The organism is Streptomyces sp. NPDC028314, assembly GCF_055565795.1.
The window spans coordinates 401,078-419,388 of sequence record NZ_JBVHTP010000002.1 but is presented as its reverse complement, the minus strand read 5'-3'; the positions used below and the strand labels follow the sequence as shown (position 1 = coordinate 419,388).

17 protein-coding genes and 1 pseudogene are annotated in these 18,311 nt (G+C 72.8%); 13 read left to right on the top strand and 5 right to left on the bottom strand.

What is annotated here, in order from left to right:
- Nucleotides 1–80 precede the first annotated feature (80 nt).
- From ACZ4TG_RS06130 to ACZ4TG_RS06100, 7 genes are all read left to right on the top strand, one after another.
- Nucleotides 81–809 carry an ABC transporter ATP-binding protein gene (locus ACZ4TG_RS06130; protein ID WP_468160135.1) on the top strand — a complete coding sequence of 243 codons (729 nt, stop codon included), beginning with the start codon at nt 81–83 and terminating at the stop codon, nt 807–809.
- Nucleotides 806–1,759 (top strand): hypothetical protein, encoded by a 954-nt coding sequence (locus ACZ4TG_RS06125; protein WP_468160134.1) that lies wholly within the window; start codon nt 806–808, stop codon nt 1,757–1,759. The genes ACZ4TG_RS06130 and ACZ4TG_RS06125 overlap by 4 nt, the downstream gene beginning before the upstream one ends.
- Complete coding sequence (locus ACZ4TG_RS06120) at nt 1,759–2,658, top strand: hypothetical protein (RefSeq protein WP_468160133.1); 900 nt, start codon at nt 1,759–1,761, stop codon at nt 2,656–2,658. Before ACZ4TG_RS06125 ends, ACZ4TG_RS06120 begins: the two co-directional genes overlap by 1 nt.
- A 348-nt stretch (nt 2,659–3,006) precedes the next feature.
- The gene (sigJ, locus tag ACZ4TG_RS06115; protein WP_468160132.1) at nt 3,007–3,951 is read left to right on the top strand and encodes an RNA polymerase sigma factor SigJ; all 945 of its coding nucleotides are present in this window, start codon (nt 3,007–3,009) and stop codon (nt 3,949–3,951) included.
- A 113-nt stretch (nt 3,952–4,064) separates the two neighbouring features.
- Complete coding sequence (locus tag ACZ4TG_RS06110; protein WP_468160131.1) at nt 4,065–5,273, top strand: NAD(P)/FAD-dependent oxidoreductase; 1,209 nt, start codon at nt 4,065–4,067, stop codon at nt 5,271–5,273.
- Between the two features lie 133 nt (nt 5,274–5,406).
- A complete protein-coding gene (locus ACZ4TG_RS06105) occupies nt 5,407–6,366 on the top strand; it encodes an ATP-binding cassette domain-containing protein (protein ID WP_468160130.1) in 960 nt (319 codons plus the stop codon).
- A 47-nt stretch (nt 6,367–6,413) separates the two neighbouring features.
- Complete coding sequence (locus ACZ4TG_RS06100) at nt 6,414–7,229, top strand: ABC transporter permease (RefSeq protein ID WP_468160129.1); 816 nt, start codon at nt 6,414–6,416, stop codon at nt 7,227–7,229.
- A gap of 91 nt (nt 7,230–7,320) precedes the next feature.
- Here ACZ4TG_RS06100 and ACZ4TG_RS06095 read toward each other — a convergent pair whose 3' ends face one another.
- From ACZ4TG_RS06095 to ACZ4TG_RS06075, 5 genes and pseudogenes are all read right to left on the bottom strand, one after another.
- Nucleotides 7,321–10,515: an AfsR/SARP family transcriptional regulator gene (locus ACZ4TG_RS06095; RefSeq protein WP_468160128.1), complete on the bottom strand. Its 3,195-nt coding sequence runs from the start codon at nt 10,513–10,515 to the stop codon at nt 7,321–7,323.
- A gap of 381 nt (nt 10,516–10,896) precedes the next feature.
- Nucleotides 10,897–11,352, bottom strand: a complete 456-nt coding sequence (locus ACZ4TG_RS06090; protein ID WP_468160127.1) for an iron chaperone — start codon at nt 11,350–11,352, stop codon at nt 10,897–10,899.
- 31 nt (nt 11,353–11,383) lie between these two features.
- Nucleotides 11,384–12,019 carry a glyoxalase gene (locus ACZ4TG_RS06085; RefSeq protein WP_468160126.1) on the bottom strand — a complete coding sequence of 212 codons (636 nt, stop codon included), beginning with the start codon at nt 12,017–12,019 and terminating at the stop codon, nt 11,384–11,386.
- Nucleotides 12,020–12,087: 68 nt separating this feature from the next.
- Nucleotides 12,088–12,324: pseudogene (locus ACZ4TG_RS06080) on the bottom strand (AraC family transcriptional regulator); the annotation flags it as partial.
- Nucleotides 12,325–12,397: 73 nt separating this feature from the next.
- Nucleotides 12,398–12,808: a VOC family protein gene (locus ACZ4TG_RS06075; protein WP_468160125.1), complete on the bottom strand. Its 411-nt coding sequence runs from the start codon at nt 12,806–12,808 to the stop codon at nt 12,398–12,400.
- A 453-nt stretch (nt 12,809–13,261) separates the two neighbouring features.
- On the opposite strand from ACZ4TG_RS06075, the gene ACZ4TG_RS06070 reads away from it, so the two are divergent.
- From ACZ4TG_RS06070 to ACZ4TG_RS06045, 6 genes are all read left to right on the top strand, one after another.
- Nucleotides 13,262–13,465, top strand: coding sequence for a cold-shock protein (locus ACZ4TG_RS06070; protein WP_468160124.1), 204 nt, complete (start codon nt 13,262–13,264; stop codon nt 13,463–13,465).
- A 356-nt stretch (nt 13,466–13,821) separates the two neighbouring features.
- Nucleotides 13,822–15,333 carry a DEAD/DEAH box helicase gene (locus ACZ4TG_RS06065; RefSeq protein ID WP_468160123.1) on the top strand — a complete coding sequence of 504 codons (1,512 nt, stop codon included), beginning with the start codon at nt 13,822–13,824 and terminating at the stop codon, nt 15,331–15,333.
- Between the two features lie 100 nt (nt 15,334–15,433).
- Nucleotides 15,434–15,760 (top strand): CBS domain-containing protein, encoded by a 327-nt coding sequence (locus ACZ4TG_RS06060; protein ID WP_468160122.1) that lies wholly within the window; start codon nt 15,434–15,436, stop codon nt 15,758–15,760.
- A gap of 53 nt (nt 15,761–15,813) precedes the next feature.
- Nucleotides 15,814–16,125 (top strand): SCO5918 family protein, encoded by a 312-nt coding sequence (locus ACZ4TG_RS06055; protein WP_468160121.1) that lies wholly within the window; start codon nt 15,814–15,816, stop codon nt 16,123–16,125.
- Between the two features lie 439 nt (nt 16,126–16,564).
- Nucleotides 16,565–16,903, top strand: coding sequence for a MerR family transcriptional regulator (locus tag ACZ4TG_RS06050; protein WP_468160120.1), 339 nt, complete (start codon nt 16,565–16,567; stop codon nt 16,901–16,903).
- A 355-nt stretch (nt 16,904–17,258) separates the two neighbouring features.
- A partial coding sequence (locus ACZ4TG_RS06045; RefSeq protein ID WP_468160119.1) for an ice-binding family protein occupies nt 17,259–18,311 on the top strand: 1,053 nt, incomplete at its 3' end.

The window sequence follows — 18,311 nt, the reverse complement described above, 5'->3', positions numbered from 1 at the left end:
GTCTCCCGCAGCCCGGGGCGCTGGGCGCCGTCCACCAGGGGGAGACGATGACGGTCTGCAACTGGAAGTAATCTCAGACGATGATCGTCCTTTCCTGTCACGGAGTGACCAAGAGCTTCCGGAAGCACTCCGTGCTGGAAGGGGTCCATCTCAGCCTGGAGGCCGGCGAGATCGTCGGTCTCCTCGGGCTCAACGGCGCCGGCAAGACCACCCTGATGCGGGTGATCACCGGGCTGTCCACCCCCGACTCCGGTGAGGTGCGGCTGTTCGGGGAGGCCCTGCCGATGCGGCCGCGGCAGCTCGACCGGCTCGGAGCCGCGCTCGACGCGCCCGCCTTCCACCGCTGGTCCACCGGCCGCGCCATGCTGCGCACCCTGCTCGACACCGCCGGGCTGCCCGACGGCGGGCGCATCGCCCGCACGCTCGACCGCGTCGGGCTCAGCGGCGCCGCCGACAGGCGGCTCGGGACGTACTCGCAGGGCATGCGCCAGCGCCTCGCCATCGCCGCGGCGCTGCTCAAGGAGCCCGATCTGCTGATCCTCGACGAGCCCACCAACGGGCTCGACCCCGAGGGGCTGCGCATGGTGCGGCGGATCGTGGCCGAGGAGGCCGAGCGCGGGGCCGCCGTCCTCGTCTCCAGCCACCAGCTCGACGAGATCCAGCGGATCTGCCACCGCGTGATCATGCTCGCCCAGGGCCGGGTCGTCGCGGCCGGAACTCTCGACGCGCTCGGCTACGACCCGGAAGGCGGCCCGGCCGCCTTCGAGGACTGGTTCTTCGGGCTCGTCGGGAACGGCGGCCGCCAGTGAACCGCCTCGTCCGGGCGGAGACCCGGCGGCTGCTGCGGCACCCGCTCGCCCTCACCCTCGCCGCGCTGTTCGTCTTCGGCTCCCTCTACTGCGCCTGGGTGAGCCAGAACATGGCCTCGTACAACCTCACGCAGGTGCAGGCCAACCTTGACTTCCTCCCCCAATCGTGTGATTACGACCGGAACACCCCGGAGCAGAAGGCCAGGTGCCTCGCCGAAGTACCCCTGCAGGCCGTCGGGTTGGAGCGGATCCAGGACAGGTTCACCGCCGAAGGAGTGCGGGCCGCGCAGGCCCAGCACCCGGTGGGCTCGCTGCTGTGGACCGTACGGCTGCTGACGTCCGTTCCGGGGCTCGCGCTGTTCGTCATGCTGGCGGCCTTCTCCGTCGCCGGCGAGTGGAGCCGGGGCAGCATCGTGCCGCTCCTCCTCTACGAGTCCCGCCTCAGCAGGCTGCTCGCCGCCAAGACCCTGGCCGTCTGGGCGTGGAGTCTGGTGCTGCTGTGCGTGTCGGCCGCCGTCACCGCCGCGTTCGGCCTGCTCTACGGCCGCAACGCCTATCCGCTGCCTTCGCCCGGCGCCCTCGGCACCGTCCTCGCCGACACCGCACTCGGCGTACTGGCCGGGGCAGCCGTGCTGGCCGGGGCCGCAGCCGTCGCGGTCGCCCTCGGCGCACTGCTGCGCCAGCCGATGCGCACCTTCCTCGCCGGGATGCTGCTGCTCGGCCTGGTGGTACGCACCTCCGCCGTCCCGGGGCTGGGCGCCTGGCTCCCCGGCGGCGCGCTGGCCGACCTCGTCGGCTTCGGCGCGGTGGACGGGGTCTGGGACCACTTCTGGATCGCCACCGACCCCTCCACGGCCCCCGTCCTGCTCCGCGTCCTGCCGACCCTGGCCCTCATCGGCCTGCTCTGGCTCGGGCTGGACCGCCTGGGCCGGACCCGGGACCGCGCCTGATGGCCGGTACCCGGCGGCGGCCGGCGCGCGGGGAGGGGGCCGCCTGGGCCGGCGAGATACGAGCCCTGTGGACCGCTCCCGTAGGGGGAGCGACCGCGGCCGTGATGCTGCTGGCCCTGGCGCTCGTCGTCCGGCTCTGGATGGCGGGAGCCTCGTACGGGGTGCTCGACCCCTCGGTGTCGGCGCTCACCTCGCTCCCGTCGGCGCTGCGAGCGGCGGCGTGGCAGTTCGCGACCCTGCTGGGTCTGGTCCTCACGGGCGTGGTCGTCGCCACGGGGCTCGGCCAGACCCTGGAGGGCGGCACCTGGAGCGCCCTGCGCCTGTTCGAGAACCGGGTCGGGGTGCTGTGGGCCCGCAAGGCCGGCGCCGCGGTCGCCCTGTCACTCGCCAGCCAGCTCGTCACCGGCGTGCTGCTGTGGCTGAGCACCTCGGCATGCGCCCGGCTGTGGCCGGTGCGGCCCCGCGCGGTGCCCCCCGGGTTCGCCGGCGGGGCCGTCCACACGTCACCTCCCCTGCCCGTCGAGTCCGCGACCTGGGGCCAGGCCGCGGGCGCGATCGCCGCCGCCCTCCTCGTCCAACTCCTCTTCATCTCCCTGGCCGCCCTCGCGGCGGCCCTGCTGCGCAGCGTCATCGGGACCCTCGCGCTCGGCATCGGTCCCCTGCTGGTGACCGCGCCGCTCGTGCTGCTTCCGGCGGCGCCGTTCCTGCCGCACCGCTGGATCGCCGATCTGCTGAACCTGCCCTCCGAGGCCCAGTACCAGCTCTACCTCTGGAATCAGGCCCCGCCCGATCCCGCACCCCTGACCGGGTGCCTCGCCCTCGCCGGGGCCGCGGCCCTGGCCGGTGTGGCAGCCTGGGCGGCGCTGCGCTCCGAGCGCGCGCTACGGCCCGTCGACTGACACCGCGGCCAAGTGCCGCGCAGCGACTCCCGTGCCAGAGGCACACAACGCCGCAGGGGCGCGGGCCCCCGCCCTGCTCCTTCCGGCGGCGTCCCGCCGTGCCTGCCGCCGGTGCCCGCCCCTTTCATGGCTCGGTGGCCACGGGGGGCTCGACGGCGATGTGGACCCACACCAGGACCACTCCAGGTGCCGGCGGACATCGAGGAGCACGAGGCCCGTCGGCATGATCTCCCGCGCTCCCGCGCGGGACTTGGGAGGGTGCCTCCGGCCGCATCGAGGCGCGGACCCGGGACAGGGAGGCGCGGTCTCACCTGCCGTTCCACCTCGGGGGCGCCTAGGATCGCGGGCATGGCCCTGATCATGAGCGACGTGGACCGGTTCGAGACCGCCAGGCCCCGGCTGGAGGCCATTGCCTACCGGCTGCTCGGCTCGGCGAGCGAGGCGGAGGACGCCGTGCAGGAGACGTTCCTGCGCTGGCAGGCGGCCGACACCGGGCGGATCGAGGTGCCCGAGGCCTGGCTGACCAAGGTCCTCACCAACTGGTGCCTCAATGCGCTCACCTCGGCACGCGCCCGGCGCGAGACGTACGTCGGGAGGTGGCTCCCCGAGCCGCTGCTCGCCGGGGACCCGATGCTCGGCCCGGCCGACACCGCCGAGCAGCGCGAGTCGGTGTCGTACGCCGTCCTCGTCCTGCTGGAGCGCCTGTCGCCGGGCGAGCGGGCGGTGTACGTGCTGCGCGAGGCCTTCGACCACCCGCACCGGGAGATCGCCGAGATCCTGGAGATCACCGAGGCCGCCAGCCAGCAGATCTACCACCGGGCCAAGAAGCACATCGCGGACGGCAAGGCGCGCACCGACATCGACGAGGCCGCCGCCCGGAGGATCGTCGAGGAGTTCCTGGCAGCGGCGACCACCGGCCGTACCGAGCCCCTCGTACGCCTGCTCACCCAGGACGCCGTCTCGGTCGGCGACGGCGGCGGGAAGGTCCCGGCCCGCGCGAAGGCGTTCGAGGGCGCGCTCGCGGTCGCCACGTTCCTGCGCGGCCTGTTCAAGCCCGGCCCGGCCAAGCGGGCCCATGTCGGCGGCGCGCCCGACATCTACGCCACGACCGCGAACGGCGGGCCCGCCATCGTGGCGCTGGTGGACGGCCGGGTCGTCGGGATCACGTGCCTGGAGGTCACCGCGGAGGGCATCTCCGCGGTCCGCCACCAGGTCAACCCCGACAAGCTCGTCCGCGCGACCGAGCAGTGGGCCGCCGCGGACCACGGGGAGGCCCCGCTCCACACCCTCTGAGGCGGTGTGACGCAGGTCATATCCAGATCCTGTCAGGGAATGGGGGGCTGTCCGGTTCAAGGGGCGAAACCACGCCGGACAACGGCAGCCCCCGCCCAGACAGGAGCACGGACATGCAGCACCGCATCGTCGTCCTCGGAGCCGGCTACACCGGTGCCACCGCCGCCGGCCGCCTCGCCAAGCGGCTGCACCACGAGGACGTCGCCATCACCCTCGTCAACCCCGAGCCCGACTTCGTCGAGCGCGTCCGGCTGCACCAGCTCGCGGCCGGCCAGGACCTCAGGCCCCGACCGTTCGGCGAGATGTTCGCGGGCACCGGTGTGGCGCTGAAGCTCGGAGCGGTCACCGCCGTGGACGTGGACCGCAAGACGGTGACGGTCGTCGCCGCCGCCGACGACGGCCCCGAGCGGGAGGAGCTGGCGTACGACACCCTCGTCTACGCCCTCGGCAGCGGCTGGAACGACGGGGGCGTCCCCGGCACCGCCGAACACGCCCACGAGATCTCCAGCCGCCCCGGCGCCCTCCGCCTCCGCGAGCGCCTGGCCGCCCTGGACGCCGGCCGGCCCGTGGTCGTGGTCGGCGGCGGCCTGACCGGCCTGGAGGCCGCGACCGAGATCGCCGAGGCCCGCCCGGACCTCGACGTCGCCCTGGCCGCCCACGGCGCCCTCGGCGACTGGCTCTCGCAGAAGGGCCGCTCCCACCTGCGGAAGGTGGTGGGCAAGCTCGGCATCACGGTCCACGAACACACCGCGGTCAACGCCGTGGAGACGCACGGCGTGACGACCGCCGACGGCCGGACCATCCCCGCCGAGGTCACGGTCTGGACCACCGGCTTCGCCGTCCACCCGATCGCCCGGGCCACCGCCCTGGAGCTCGCCGACGACGGGCGGATCGCGGTCGACGCCACGATGCGCTCGCTCTCCCACCCGGACGTGTACGTCGTGGGCGACGCGGCGATGGCGCTCGGCCCGGGCGACAAGCCGCTGCGCATGTCCTGCGCCTCGGGCGTCCCCATGGCCTGGCAGGCCGCCGACGCCATCGCCGCCCGCCTCACCGGCACCAAGGTCCCCCACATCTCCATCCGTTACGCCCAGCAGTGCATCTCCCTCGGCCGCAAGGAGGGCCTGATCCAGTTCGTCACCGCCGACGACCGCGCGGTCGACAAGGCCCTGACGGGCCGCCTGGCCGCCCGCTACAAGGAACTGATCTGCAAGGGCGCGGCCTGGGGCGTCGCCAACCCGACACTGGGCATGCCGTCCCGCCACCGACGTGTCGTACGGCAGGAGACCCGCAGCCGCGCACGGGCCCAGGCAGCGGCCTGACCTCGATGTCCGTCTGATAGCGGCTGACAGCGGTCGCCGGCCGCTGTCAGCGTGCTGTCCGCGGGCTGTCAGCGGGGCCCGGCATCGTCACGGTCGTCGAGAACGACGAGGACCTGACGAGGAGTTGTTGAGCATGGCGTACGCGATCCGGGCCGAGGGACTGGTCAAGAAGTACGGCGACTTCACCGCCCTGGACGGCGTCGACCTGGAGGTGCCGGCCGGCAAGGTCGTCGGTGTCCTGGGCCCCAACGGCGCCGGCAAGACCACCACCGTGCGCATCCTGGCCACGCTGATGCGGCCCGACGGCGGGCACGCCACCATCGGCGGCCACGACATCGTCAAGGACCCCGTCAGGGTGCGGCAGTTGATCGGGCTGACCGGTCAGTACGCCTCCGTGGACGAGACCCTGTCCGGCGCCGAGAACCTGGTGCTCATCGGGCGGCTGCTCGGCCTGTCCCGGCGCGACGCGAAGGCACGGGGCGCCGAGCTCCTGGAGAAGTTCTCCCTCACCGAGGCGGCCCGCAAGCCGATCGCCACCTTCTCCGGCGGTATGCGCCGGCGTCTGGACCTGGCCGCCTCGCTGGTCGGCCGGCCCCAGGTGCTCTTCCTGGACGAGCCCACCACCGGCCTGGACCCGCACGCCCGGCAGGAGGTCTGGGACGTCGTACGGCAGCTGGTCGCCGACGGCTCCACGGTGCTGCTCACCACCCAGTACCTGGAGGAGGCCGACCAGCTCGCCGACTCCATCACCGTCTTCGACAAGGGCCGCAAGGTCGCCGAAGGCCGGCCCGGTGAGCTCAAGCGCCGCGTCGGCGGCCAGATCCTCCAGGTCCGGCCCACCGTGGCCGCCGATGTGCCGCAGGTGGCCGGGATGCTCGCCGAGCTGACCGGGCACGCCCCCGCCCAGGACTCCGGGGTGCTCACCGTGCCGGCCGACGACCCGCTGATCGTCGCCGCGGTCGCCCGCCGCCTGGACGGCGCCGGCATCAGCGCCGACGAGCTCGGCCTGCGGCTGCCCAGCCTGGACGAGGTCTTCCTCGCCCTGACCGGGCACGCGCCGCGCGTCACCGACGACCAGCCCGTCGCCGCCTGAGCATCCGGCTCCCCGTTCCGCGCAGACCTTCCCGAGAGGACCCCGTCATGAGCACCCAGCCCCTCACCGCCCACGCCGCGCTCCCCGGCCGCATCGGCCTCGCGCAGACCGCCCGGCACAGTTTCGCCCTCGCCGGCCGCGGCGTCACCAAGTTCATGAAGTCGCCGATCCAGCTGGTCGATGTGATCCTCACGCCGATCATCAGCCTGCTGATGTTCATCTACCTCTTCGGGGAAGCCATGTCCGGCGGCGACACCGACCGCTACCTGCGGCTCGTCACCCCCGGCGTCATGGTCATGGCCGTCTTCCAGGCCAGCGTCGGCATCGGTGCCTCGCTCTGCGCGGACGCCAGTACCGGAATCTTCGACCGGTTCCGCAGCATGCCGATCGCCCGCTCCAGCCCCCTGATCGGCGCCGTCCTCGCCGACATCGTCCGCTACGTCGTCTGCCTGGGCACCCTGGTCGTCCTCGCCCTGGTCATGGGCTACCGCGTCGAGACCGGCCCGGTCGCCTCGCTCGCCGCGCTCGCCCTGCTCGTCGGCTTCGCCCTCAGCTTCTCCTGGATCTCGGTCTACCTCGGCATGCTGATCAAGAACCCCACCTCCGTACAGGGCCTGATGACCATCCTGATCCTGCCGCTCACCTTCGCCAGCAACGTCTTCGTCCCCAGGGACGACATGGCCGGCTGGCTCCAGGCCTGGTCCGACGTCAACCCCGTGTCGCTGGTCGCCGACGCGGTCCGCGGCCTGCTGAACGGCGGCCCGGTCGCCGGCTCCCTGGCCGGCACCTTCGCCTGGATGGCCGGCGTGATCGTGGTCTTCTTCCCGCTGGCCATGCGCGCCTACCGCAAGAACGCCGGATGATCCTTCGGTGACGAGCCCGGCCGGGCGGGGTCCGCATCCACGGGGGTGGCGCGGACCCCGCCCGGCCGGCCGCATGCCCGCCGCGCGCCCGTCAGCCCCGCGGCGCCGCCCGCAAGGTCTCTGCCTCCAGCCAGCGCAGCGCCTCCTGCCTGGGGTACGCGGCCCCCTCCTCGTACGCCCTCTTGAAGCCCTCCTCGCCCAGCGTCGCCACGATGCGCTCGACCAGCTCGCACCACTCGGGCTCGCCCCAGTCGAAGGCGCCGCGCATCACCTGGCTCATGCCGAGCGACCTGGCGCCCTCTTCGGGAGCGCCCTCCAAGGTCCGCAGCCCGCCGAGCAGTTCGGCCACCCACGCGAGCGCGGCGCCCGCTCCCTGGCCGAACAGCGCGCCGGCCGCCTCGGGCAGCAGGGCCCGGGCCCGCACGGCGTCCCCCTCGGCGAGCCGGTTCTCGATGCGGGTGCTGACGATCAGGTCGCGGGCCAGTTCCCGGAGGGAGGGGCGCCGGGCGCTCAGCGCCTCCAGGTGGTCGAGGGTCGCGTCGGACTGCGCCAGGTCACCGGCCCTGCGGTGCACATTGGCCAGGCCCACGAGGATGTTGGCCTCCAGGCGCAGCTGTCCGCGCTCGCGGGCCTGCCGGTGTACGGCGTGCAGATCGCGGAAGGCGCCTGCCAGGTCGCCGCTGCGCCGGCGTTCGCGGGCGAGTCTGGCCTTGCTGAGGTAGAGGTAGTCCTCGGTGCCGAGTTCGGAGCTGAGCGCCACGGTCCGTTCGAAGGTGGCGATGGCCTGGGGGTACTCGCCGCGCAGGGAGTGGTCGCGGCCGATCGGGAACAGGCTCATCACCAGCCCCCAGCGGTCGCCCACCTCCTCGAAGCCGCGCAGGGCCTCGATCCGGGACTCGGCGCCGGTGAGCAGGTCGCCCTGTTCGGTGAGGGCGAAGTCGCGTGCCAGGTGGGCGCTGGCCCGCACCCAGGGGTCGGGCGAGTCGAGGAGGTCCAGGTCCGCGGCCGCGCCCGGTCCCGGTGCGCTCGCGGGGAAGGAGACCCGCGACATCCGCAGGAGCAGTACGGCCGGGTGGAACTCACGTGCCGTCGCCGACTCGCCCTCGACGGCACGGCGTTCGCCGCCGCCTCCTGCCCGTCCAAAGTCCCCTGCCCGTACGGAATCCCGTGCCGGTACGGAGTCCGCCCCGGAGACCTCCGGCCCGGAAGCCTCCGCCAGATGGGTGTCGAGCTGCGTGCTCATCCCCCTGATCCCCCAGTACCAGAACATCGCCCCCGCGAAGCGTGCGGCCCGGTCCCCGTCCCCCGCGTCGACGACCGAACGCAGCGCGAGGACGAGGTTGTCGTGTTCGGCGTCGAAGACCTCGATCGCACGCAGCTGTTCCCCGGTCCGAAGGCGGGGTTCGTGTTCCTCCGCGAGGGCCATGAAGTACGCGGCGTAGCGCTCGGTGACGGCGTCCCCGGACTCGGCTTCGGCGAGCTGCCGCGCCGCGTACGCGCGTACCGTTTCCAGCATCCGGTAGCGCGGTTCGCCCGCCCCTTCCTCGACGGCGGAGACCAGCGACTTCTCGACCAGGGCGTCCAGGACGTACGGGATGTCGGCGGCCGGGAGCCGGCGGTCCGCGCAGACCGCTTCGAGCGCGGAGACGGTCGCGCCGCCCGGGAACACCGACAGTCTGCGGGCGAGGATCCGCTCGGGTTCGTCCAGCAGGTCCCAGCTCCACTCGACGAGCGCGAGCAGGGTGCGCTGGCGGGGCAGGGCCGTGCGGCTGCCCGAGGCGAGGAGGCGGAAGCGGTCGTCGAGGCGACGGGCGATCTGCTCGACGCTCATCGAGCGGAGCTTCACCGCGGCCAGTTCGAGGGCGAGCGGCATCCCGTCGAGCCGCCGGCAGACCTCGACCACGGCGTCGAGGGTCACGTCGTCGAGCGAGAAGTCCGGCCGGACTCCGACGGCCCGGTCGACGAAGAGGCGGACGGCGGGGGACTGCACGGCCTCGGCGGGCTCCGGTGATCCGAGCGGTACGTCGAGGGGGCCGAGGTGGCACAGGGACTCGCCGGTGATGGCGAGGGCCTCGCGGCTGGTCGCCAGGATCCGCAACTCCGGAAGATGGTCGAGGAGTTCGGCGGTGAGCTCGGCGGCGGCCTCGACGAGGTGCTCGCAGTTGTCGAGCAGGAGCAGGGCGTCGCCGCTGCCGAAGAGCCCGGCCATGCGCTCCACCGGGGTGGCCCGCTGCCCCTGGCCGGCGTCGTAGAGGCTGCCGTCGGTGGAGCTGAGGGCGCCGAGGACCGCGTCGGCCAGCTGGTCGGCCGCGCTCACACCGGCGAGCGGTACGAACCAGACCCGGCCGCGCGCGTGGGCGCGGTCCCGGGTGGCCGCCTCGAAGGAGAGCCGGGTCTTGCCCGCGCCGCCGGGGCCCACGATGGTGACGAGCCGGCTGCGGGCCAGCTGCCCGGCGAGCCCGGCCAGTTCACCCTCACGGCCGACGAAGCTGGTGAGCCGGGCCGGGAGACGGCTCGGGGCGGCCTCGGCCCGTTCGGCGGGCGTCTCCAGCTCGCCCCGCAGCAGGGCCAGGTGGATCTCCCGCAGCTCGGCCGACGGATCGACGCCGAGCTCGTCGCCGAGCCGCTCCCGTATCGCCTCGTACACCGCGAGGGCGTCGGACTGCCGTCCGGCCGCGGACAGCGCCTGCATCCGCAGCCCGGCGACCCGCTCGCTGAGCGGCCGCTCCGCGCCGGCCGCTTCGAGGTCGGGCAGCACCTCTCCGTACCGTCCGAGCCGCAGCTCGGCCTCCCAGCGGCCCTCGGCAGCCGCGGTCCGCAGGTCGCCGAGCCGGGTCGCGACGGGGCCGGCGAACGGGGCGTCGAGGACATCGGCGAGTGCCGGGCCCTGCCACAGCCCGAGGGCCGTGGCGAACAGCGGGGCCGCCTCGTCGGCCCGCCCGGCCGCGAGTTCCCGCCTGCCCCGGGCGGTCAGGTCCTCGAAGCGGTGTACGTCCACCTGCTCGGCCCGCACCGAGAGCCGGTAGCCGCCGGATGCGGACTCCACCGCCGCGGACCCGCGCAGCGCCCTGCGCAGCCGGGACACCAGCGCCTGTAGCGCGTTGGCCGCGTCGCCGGGCCGCTCCTCTCCCCACAGGCCCTCGACGAGCGAGTCGACGGACACCGTCCGGCCCTCGTCGAGGGCGAGCCTGGCCAGGAGCATCCGCAGCCGCACGCCCCCCACCTCGACCGGCGTCCCGTCGTCGGCGTACACCTGAATCGGTCCGAGCAGCTCCACGCGCAGCACGGCGGCCTCCCCCTCCGGACCGACCGGCCCCTACCGTGTCGATCATTCCTCCAACGCCGGGTCAGCATCACCCACCTGCGGCTCCCGGTAAAGGCCCGCCGGCTCCGGGCGGCACCCCGGTGGGCGGTGCGTACGTCCGGGCGGGTCGGAACCTCTGTCAGAACCTCTCCGGGACGATCGGTGGCGGAGGGCGGCGATCATGGCGACGGCCGTCGCGGTGGCCGCGGCGGCGGCGCAGAGGAGCAGGCCGGGAGACGGCGGCCAGGGGGTGGATCTCAGGAGTGCCGCGGCCACCGCCGAGGCGAAGCCGGTCAGGGCCGGGACGGCGAGGGCGCCGACGTGCCCGGGCAGGGCCACCAGGACGCACCCGGCCGGACGGCCTCAGCTCACCGCGGCGGCGACGAGTGCGGCGATCCGGTCCTCGGCGGCGGCGGTCAGCCCGGTCAGCGCGTAGCTGGTCGGCCACAGGGGGCCTTCGTCGAGGTTGGCCTGGTCGCTGAAGCCGAGCGTGGCGTATCTGGACTTGAACTTCTGCGCGCTCTGGAAGAAGCAGACGACCTTGCCGTCCCTGGCGTACGCGGGCATCCCGTACCAGAGCTTCGGAGCCAGGGCCGGCGCGGCGGCCCTGACGATGGCGTGGACGCGCTCGGCGAGGACGCGGTCCGCTTCCGGCATCTCGGCGATCTTCGCGAGCACCTCGGCCTCCCCGTCCGCCTTGGCGGCGCGCGAGCCGCGGCGTGCGGTCGCCTTGAGCTCGTTGGCGCGCTCCTTCATCGCGCTCCGCTCCTCCTCCGTGAATCCGTCGTACTGCTTGGCGGACGTCTGCGTGTCCTTCATGGCAGGTTTCCCCTCTCGCGGAGCGTGGATGTCAGGAGGTGGTGGTGGGGGCGGGGGTCAGGGATTCGAGCTCCCAGGCGAAGCCGTCCGGGTCGGTGCAGGATCCGGCGCCGCTGCCCAGCGCGAGCCGGTGCGATCCGGTGCCGTCGGCGGGGACGCCGAGGTCCTTGGCGAGGGCGCGGCGCCCGTACAGCGCCAGCTTGACGGGGCTCGACGCGGCGGCGAACTCGACGTACTTGCTGCCGAAGCCCTTCGCCACGGTGAGGCCGCGGTCCAGGTAGAACCGCTTGCTCGCCGACACGTCCGCGGTCCCGAGGAGGAGCACGAGCTCGTCGATCTGCCGGGTGTCCGGGCCGGTGTCCTTCTTCGCCGACGTCGCGACCTTCAAGATCGTGCCGTCGGGGGCCCGTACGACGCCGCCGTAGCCCCAGAACGACTTGCCGGCGGGCTTGAGCGAGGTGGCACCGGCGTCCAGGGCGGCGCCGACGAAGCCGTCGACGATGGCCGGCCGGGCCACCGTGAGCGCCAGGGCGAAGCCGCGGAAGCCGGTCGTCGGCGCCTGCGAGGCCCGCAGGCGCACCTGGGCGTCCAGACCGAAGGCGGTGTAGAAGCGGTGGGCGGCCTCGGGGTCGGCCACTTCGAGGGTGACGGATGCGATGGAAGTCATGTCGCTCACGCTGGTTTCGGCTCGGGGACGGATGCTTCTCGATTCCTGACCGGTCCGCCCGCCTGTTCCGCGGCGGCGCGCGCGACGCGGCGTGCCATCAGGTAGGCGTACGGGGACACGCCGTAAGCGAGCCGGAACTGGCTGCTGAGCTGCCCGGCCGGCATGTTCACGCTGCGGGCGAGCGCTTCGAGGTCCAGGGGCTGCGCGTGCTCCCGGTCGATCCGGTCGCGGACGCGACGCAGTCGGGCGAGGTCGTTCAGGTGGTGCGCGGCGGCGAGTGCGGCCGCCCACGCGGGACGACACATGGGGGAACTCCTCTCATCGACGGCTGCGGGCACGGCGGGCGGGCGCCCGGCGGGCGTCGTCCGTCCGCACGGGTCAGCGGAGCTCCTGGATGCGGATGAGGTTGCCGGCGGGGTCGCGGAAGGCGCAGTCGCGGATGCCGTACGGCTGCTCGGTCGGCTCCTGGACGACCTCGGCGTCGCCTGCCGCCACCTTCTCGAAGGTGGCGTCGAGGTCACGGGTGGCCAGCAGGATCCAGCCGTAGGTGCCCTTGGCCATCATCTCGACGATGGTGCGGCGCTCGTCCTCGGTGATCCCCGGGTCGGCGGCCGGCGGGGCCAGGAGGATGGACGTGCCGGGCTGGCCGACGGGGCCGACCGTGATCCAGCGCATCCGGCCCTGGCCGACGTCGCTGCGGACCTCGAAGCCGAGGATGTCGCGGTAGAAGGCCAGGGAGGCGTCCGGATCGGTGTGCGGGAGGGAGCTCGTGTGAATGCTGATGTCCATGGCCGTCACGCTAGTTGGGGCCGTCGGCCGGCGCTTCTCGATTCCTGACCGGTCTTGCACCCGGACACGCGGCCGCCCCGCCCGGGCGGGCCCGGGCACCCGCGGCCCGGGCCCGCCCGGCCCGAGGGGCACCCCCGAAAAAACGCTGCGCTCCGCGTGAATCAATATCTGTGCCGGCGGTGTCAGAGTTTGCCGAATCGCGCGGTGAGGGTTTTTCCAGAACGCCCCCGAAACGAACAGAGTGGAAATTTCCTTACGGACGCGGGACGCCGGGACGTGCTACTGTCGATGTAGTTGCAGTTGTGGTTCCCAAAACTTTAAGTTCCTCAGCAGGCCTCTGTGCCGCTGGGAGCGGTTTTATATTTCCGGTCATTTCCGGACGGGGCAATCATCACGGCGACACGGAATCCGCACAGTGCGGATCCCGGCGTACTGCCCCAGAGGAGATATGACATGGCACTTGGCACCGTGAAGTGGTTCAACGCGGAAAAGGGTTTCGGCTTCATCGAGCAGGAGGGTGGCGGCGCTGACGTGTTCGCCCACTACTCGAACATCGCCGCCCAGGGCTTCCGCGAGCTTCAGGAAGGCCAGAAGGTCAGCTTCGACATCGCGCAGGGCCAGAAGGGCCCGACGGCCGAGAACATCGTTCCCGCCTGACGCTGAAGCGCACTTCGTAGCTGGGGCCCGCATCCTTCGGGGTGCGGGCCCCAGCTACTCGCATTTTCCCGCAGTGGTTTCGCCTGCGGGACGACTCGAGGAATCCGCAGTCTCACCGGTCCCACCGCACGCGGATCCTCCTTCAGGGGTGCGGACGCACGCCTGATGAGCCACACCCCGGCCGACGCCCCCAGGTTTCACACCCGTACCGCGTCACCCATTCCAGCGCCTGCGCCCGCACGGATTTCTCCGGCCAGGTCCGCTTCGCATTTCCGTACGGCCCGTTCTCGCAATTCTCCGCGCTGCGCACGACCGCGGGAATTCCTTGATCCGCGCCGCATCGAGGAAGGTTCTGCATGAACCGCACACGCACGAACGAACGATTCGCCCGTACCCGTAACGGCAGCTCCGGCTCCGGCTATGGCTCCGGCTCCGGAAAGGGCGGCAGCCGCTACGGCGGCGCGGCCCCCAGCCGCTCCGGCGGGCCGAGCCGTTCGGGTGGCTACGGGCGCCGACCCGCCGCGCTCCAGGGTGAGTTCGCCCTGCCCGAGACCATCACCCCCGCGCTGCCCGCCGTCGAGGCCTTCGCCGACCTCGACATGCCCGAGCAGCTGCTCGCCGCGCTGACCGCCCAGGGCGTGACCGTGCCGTTCCCGATCCAGGGCGCGACCCTGCCGAACTCCCTCGCGGGCCGTGACGTGCTCGGCCGCGGGCGCACCGGCTCCGGCAAGACCCTGGCCTTCGGGCTGGCGCTGCTGGCCCGTACCGCCGGACAGCGCGCCGAGCCCCGCCAGCCGCTGGCCCTGATCCTCGTACCGACGCGTGAGCTCGCCCAGCAGGTCACCGACGCGCTCACCCCGTACGCCCGCTCCGTCAAGCTCCGGCTGGCCACGGTCGTCGGCGGGATGTCGATCGGCAAGCAGGCCGCCGCCCTGCGCGGCGGGGCCGAGGTCGTCGTCGCGACCCCCGGACGCCTCAAGGACCTCATCGACCGGGGCGAGTGCCGGCTGAACCAGGTCGGCATCACGGTCCTGGACGAGGCCGACCAGATGGCCGACATGGGCTTCATGCCGCAGGTCACCGCCCTGCTCGACCAGGTGCGCCCCGAGGGCCAGCGGATGCTGTTCTCCGCCACCCTCGACCGCAACGTGGACCTGCTGGTGCGCCGCTACCTGACCGACCCGGTCGTCCACTCGGTCGACCCTTCGGCCGGCGCGGTCACGACGATGGAGCACCACGTGCTCCACGTGCACGGCGGCGACAAGCAGGCCGCCACCACGGAGATCGCCGCCCGCGACGGCCGCGTGATCATGTTCCTGGACACCAAGCACGCCGTGGACCGCCTGACCCAGGACCTGCTGAACAGCGGGGTACGGGCGGCGGCGCTGCACGGCGGCAAGTCGCAGCCCCAGCGCACCCGGACGCTCGCGCAGTTCAAGACCGGGCACGTCAGCGTGCTCGTCGCCACGAACGTCGCCGCACGCGGCATCCACGTCGACAACCTCGACCTGGTCGTCAACGTCGACCCGCCGACCGACCACAAGGACTACCTGCACCGCGGCGGCCGCACGGCGCGCGCGGGCGAGTCCGGCAGCGTCGTCACCCTGGTCACCCCGAACCAGCGCCGGGACATGGTGCGGCTCATGGCCGCCGCCGGGATCACCCCGCAGACCACCCAGGTCCGCTCCGGCGAGGCCGAGCTGAACCGGATCACCGGCGCCCAGGCCCCCTCCGGAATCCCGGTCGTGATCACCGCCCCGGTGGTCGAACGCGCCAAGCGCGGCTCCGCCTCGCGCGGCCGGCGCCGGCCCGCTTCGGGCGCCTCGCGGGCGCCCGCGAGGCGGCCCGCCGTCGACACGGCGGCCTGAAGCGGGCGGGCTGAAGCGGCCTGAAGCGCCCCGAAGCCGACTGAAGCCGACTGACATTTCCGTCATAAGGAAGCTGACCCCCATCCGCAGGAGGCACCTCTTGACCCTTGTCCAGATGCAGCCGCACCCGGCACACCCGGCCCCGGCCCCCAAGCGCCTGCCTGCGGCCGAAGCCATGGACGCGGCGGCGCCGCAGGCCTGGGACGACATGACCGTCGAGGTCGCCCTGTCCGTCATGGCCGGCGCCCGCACCGGGCACCTGCTCGTCCGCGACGAGGACGGCCGGCGCTCCGGCCTGGTCACCCGGGCCCACCTGACCGCCGTCCGCGACAGCTCCGCGTACACGGACCGGATCCGCCTGCGCGACGTACTCGGCGCCCACGGGAGTCGCGGCTGCGCCCCGGGCGCCGTCGCCCGTACCCGCTGAACCGCCTCACCGCGGTGAGACCGTCCCCCTCCTTCCTCTCCCTGTGAGGCACCATGCGCTGCGTCATCGCCCGATTCCCGTTCGACCTGACCAAGAGCGGGGTGCTGGAGTCCATGAAGGGCGTCAAGCCCGAGCCGGTCGTCGGTGAGTCCGTGATCATCGGACGCCGTCACTACCCGGTCAAGCAGGTCGGCCAGGTCATCACCCGCCAGGACCGCCGGGACTTCAGCGCCGGCGAGGTCGTACGGGCCATGACCCTCCTCGGCTTCACCTGCCGCGGCCTGCCCCAGGCCCCGGCGCCCGCGCCCCGCCTCACCCCGTTCCAGCAGGCTTCCGCGATGCTCGGCGCCCCCGTGGCCGTCTGACACCTGGAGCACACCGCAGCACATGAGGGCCCGACCGGCACGTGCCGGTCGGGCCCTCTGCTGTTCCGGGCCGGGAACACAAGAAAATCTATCCTGGCCAACGTAGACATCAGATCCTCACGCGCCTATGGTTTCTCTCATAGCCAAGGCCGAAGGGCCTGGCAAGTGATCGACGCACGAGGAAGAACGGAGGAAGAGGACGCCATCAGGATCGCCCGGGCAAGGAACAGCCGGCCCGGGTACCGCAAGACCCCGGAACGGAAGGTGGTCCCCGGTTACGCATCCTCGAACCCCGCACTCCCGCCCTTCTCCAGGGCGAGACGGCGGAAACAGAAGGTCGGCGCCCCACTAGGGCCGACGGATGGTGTTGAATTTCCTTCGGGGCCCTGGTGCCGTACGGCACCAGGGCCCCTCGACGCGTTCCCAAGAAGAGGTGCAGATGACAGCGGATGGCTCGCTCGGTGGCCGACTGGACGACGATGACTACCCCGCCTACACGATGGGCCGGGCCGCCGAACTTCTCGGTACCACTCCCGGCTTCCTCCGCGCCATCGGAGAGGCCCGCCTGATCACCCCGCTCCGCTCCGCCGGCGGGCACCGCCGCTACTCCCGCTACCAGCTGCGGATCGCGGCCCGCGCCCGGGAGCTCGTCGACCAGGGCACGCCGGTCGAAGCCGCCTGCCGCATCGTGATCCTCGAAGACCAGCTCGAGGAGGCCCAGCGCATCAACGCCGAGTTCCGCCGCGCCGCGGCCGCACCGCCCGACAGCTCCCACTGAGCCCCGAGGGCGGCCCCGGCGTCGGTCCCCTGCTCCACCACGTAACTCAGCCCCGGGTCGGCGACCTGGGGCTTCGTGCTGTCCGGAGCCGGACGACCGCCCCGGCAGCGCCCTGACGCATCGTCACCCACACAGACCCATTTCTCCGATATTCGGGCTATTGCTCTGAAATATGCGTGATTCCTCCTGTGTGACGGTGCATCACTAGTTCCGGTGGGCGGCGCTCCACGGTCCCCGCTCAGGGTGAGCCCGGGCCCCTTCGGGTGGGCCCGAGAATCCAAGCAACAAGAAAGGTCCTGCCATGGCATCGGATGTCATCCAGTCGGATCCACCCGACACAAGACCACAACGCGGTGTGCTCAAACGGGGAACCTTCGTCCTGCTCCCCGCTGCCCTCTTCGCGGCGGCCAGCCTGGTCCCGATCTACGACGCCCACGCCGCGGAAGCGCCCGTCGGGCTGGGTACCGCCGCCAGTTACGGGGTCCTGGCCGGTTCGACGGTCACCAACACGATCACCCCCACCGTCATCAACGGGGACCTGGGGCTCTATCCGGGCACATCGGTGACCGGCTTTCCGCCCGGCATCGTCAACGGAGTGACACGCGTAGCCCCCAACGCCGCGGCCGCTCAGGCGAAGTCCGACCTCGTCGTCGCCTACGACGATGCGGCGGGCCGGGGGCCCGGGACCATTCTCGCTTCGGACGAGATCGGCGGACTGACGCTGACGCCCGGCGTCTACACCGCCCCGGCGTCCCCGCCGTCCCTGCAACTCACCGGGACGGTCACCCTCGACGGCCAGGGCGACCCCAACTCCGTCTTCATCTTCCGGATCCCCTCGACCCTGACCACGGCTTCGTCGAGTTCCGTGGCCTTCATCAACGGAGCAAATGCCTGCAACGTGTTCTGGCAGGTGGGCAGCTCCGCCACCCTCGGCACGACCACGCAGTTCAAGGGCACCATCCTGGCCATGCAGTCCATCACGGTGAACACCAACGCCGTGATCGAAGGCCGCGCCCTGGCGCGCGAGGCCGCGGTCACGTTGGACGACAACACCATTACGAGGCCGGACTGCGACACCGGCCCGCCCGGGCCGACCGGTCCTCCCGGACCGACGGGTTCGCCCGGACCGACGGGTTCGCCCGGGCCCACCGGTTCCCCCGGACCGACGGGTTCGCCCGGCCCTGACGGGTCGCCCGGCCCGGCCGGCCCCACCGGCTCCCCCGGACCCGTCGGCTCCCCCGGCCCGACCGGCTCGCCCGGCCCCGACGGGTCGCCCGGCCCCGCAGGACCCACCGGCTCCCCCGGACCCATCGGCTCCCCCGGCCCGACCGGCTCGCCCGGCCCCGACGGGTCGCCCGGCCCCGCAGGACCCACCGGCTCCCCCGGACCCATCGGCTCCCCCGGCCCG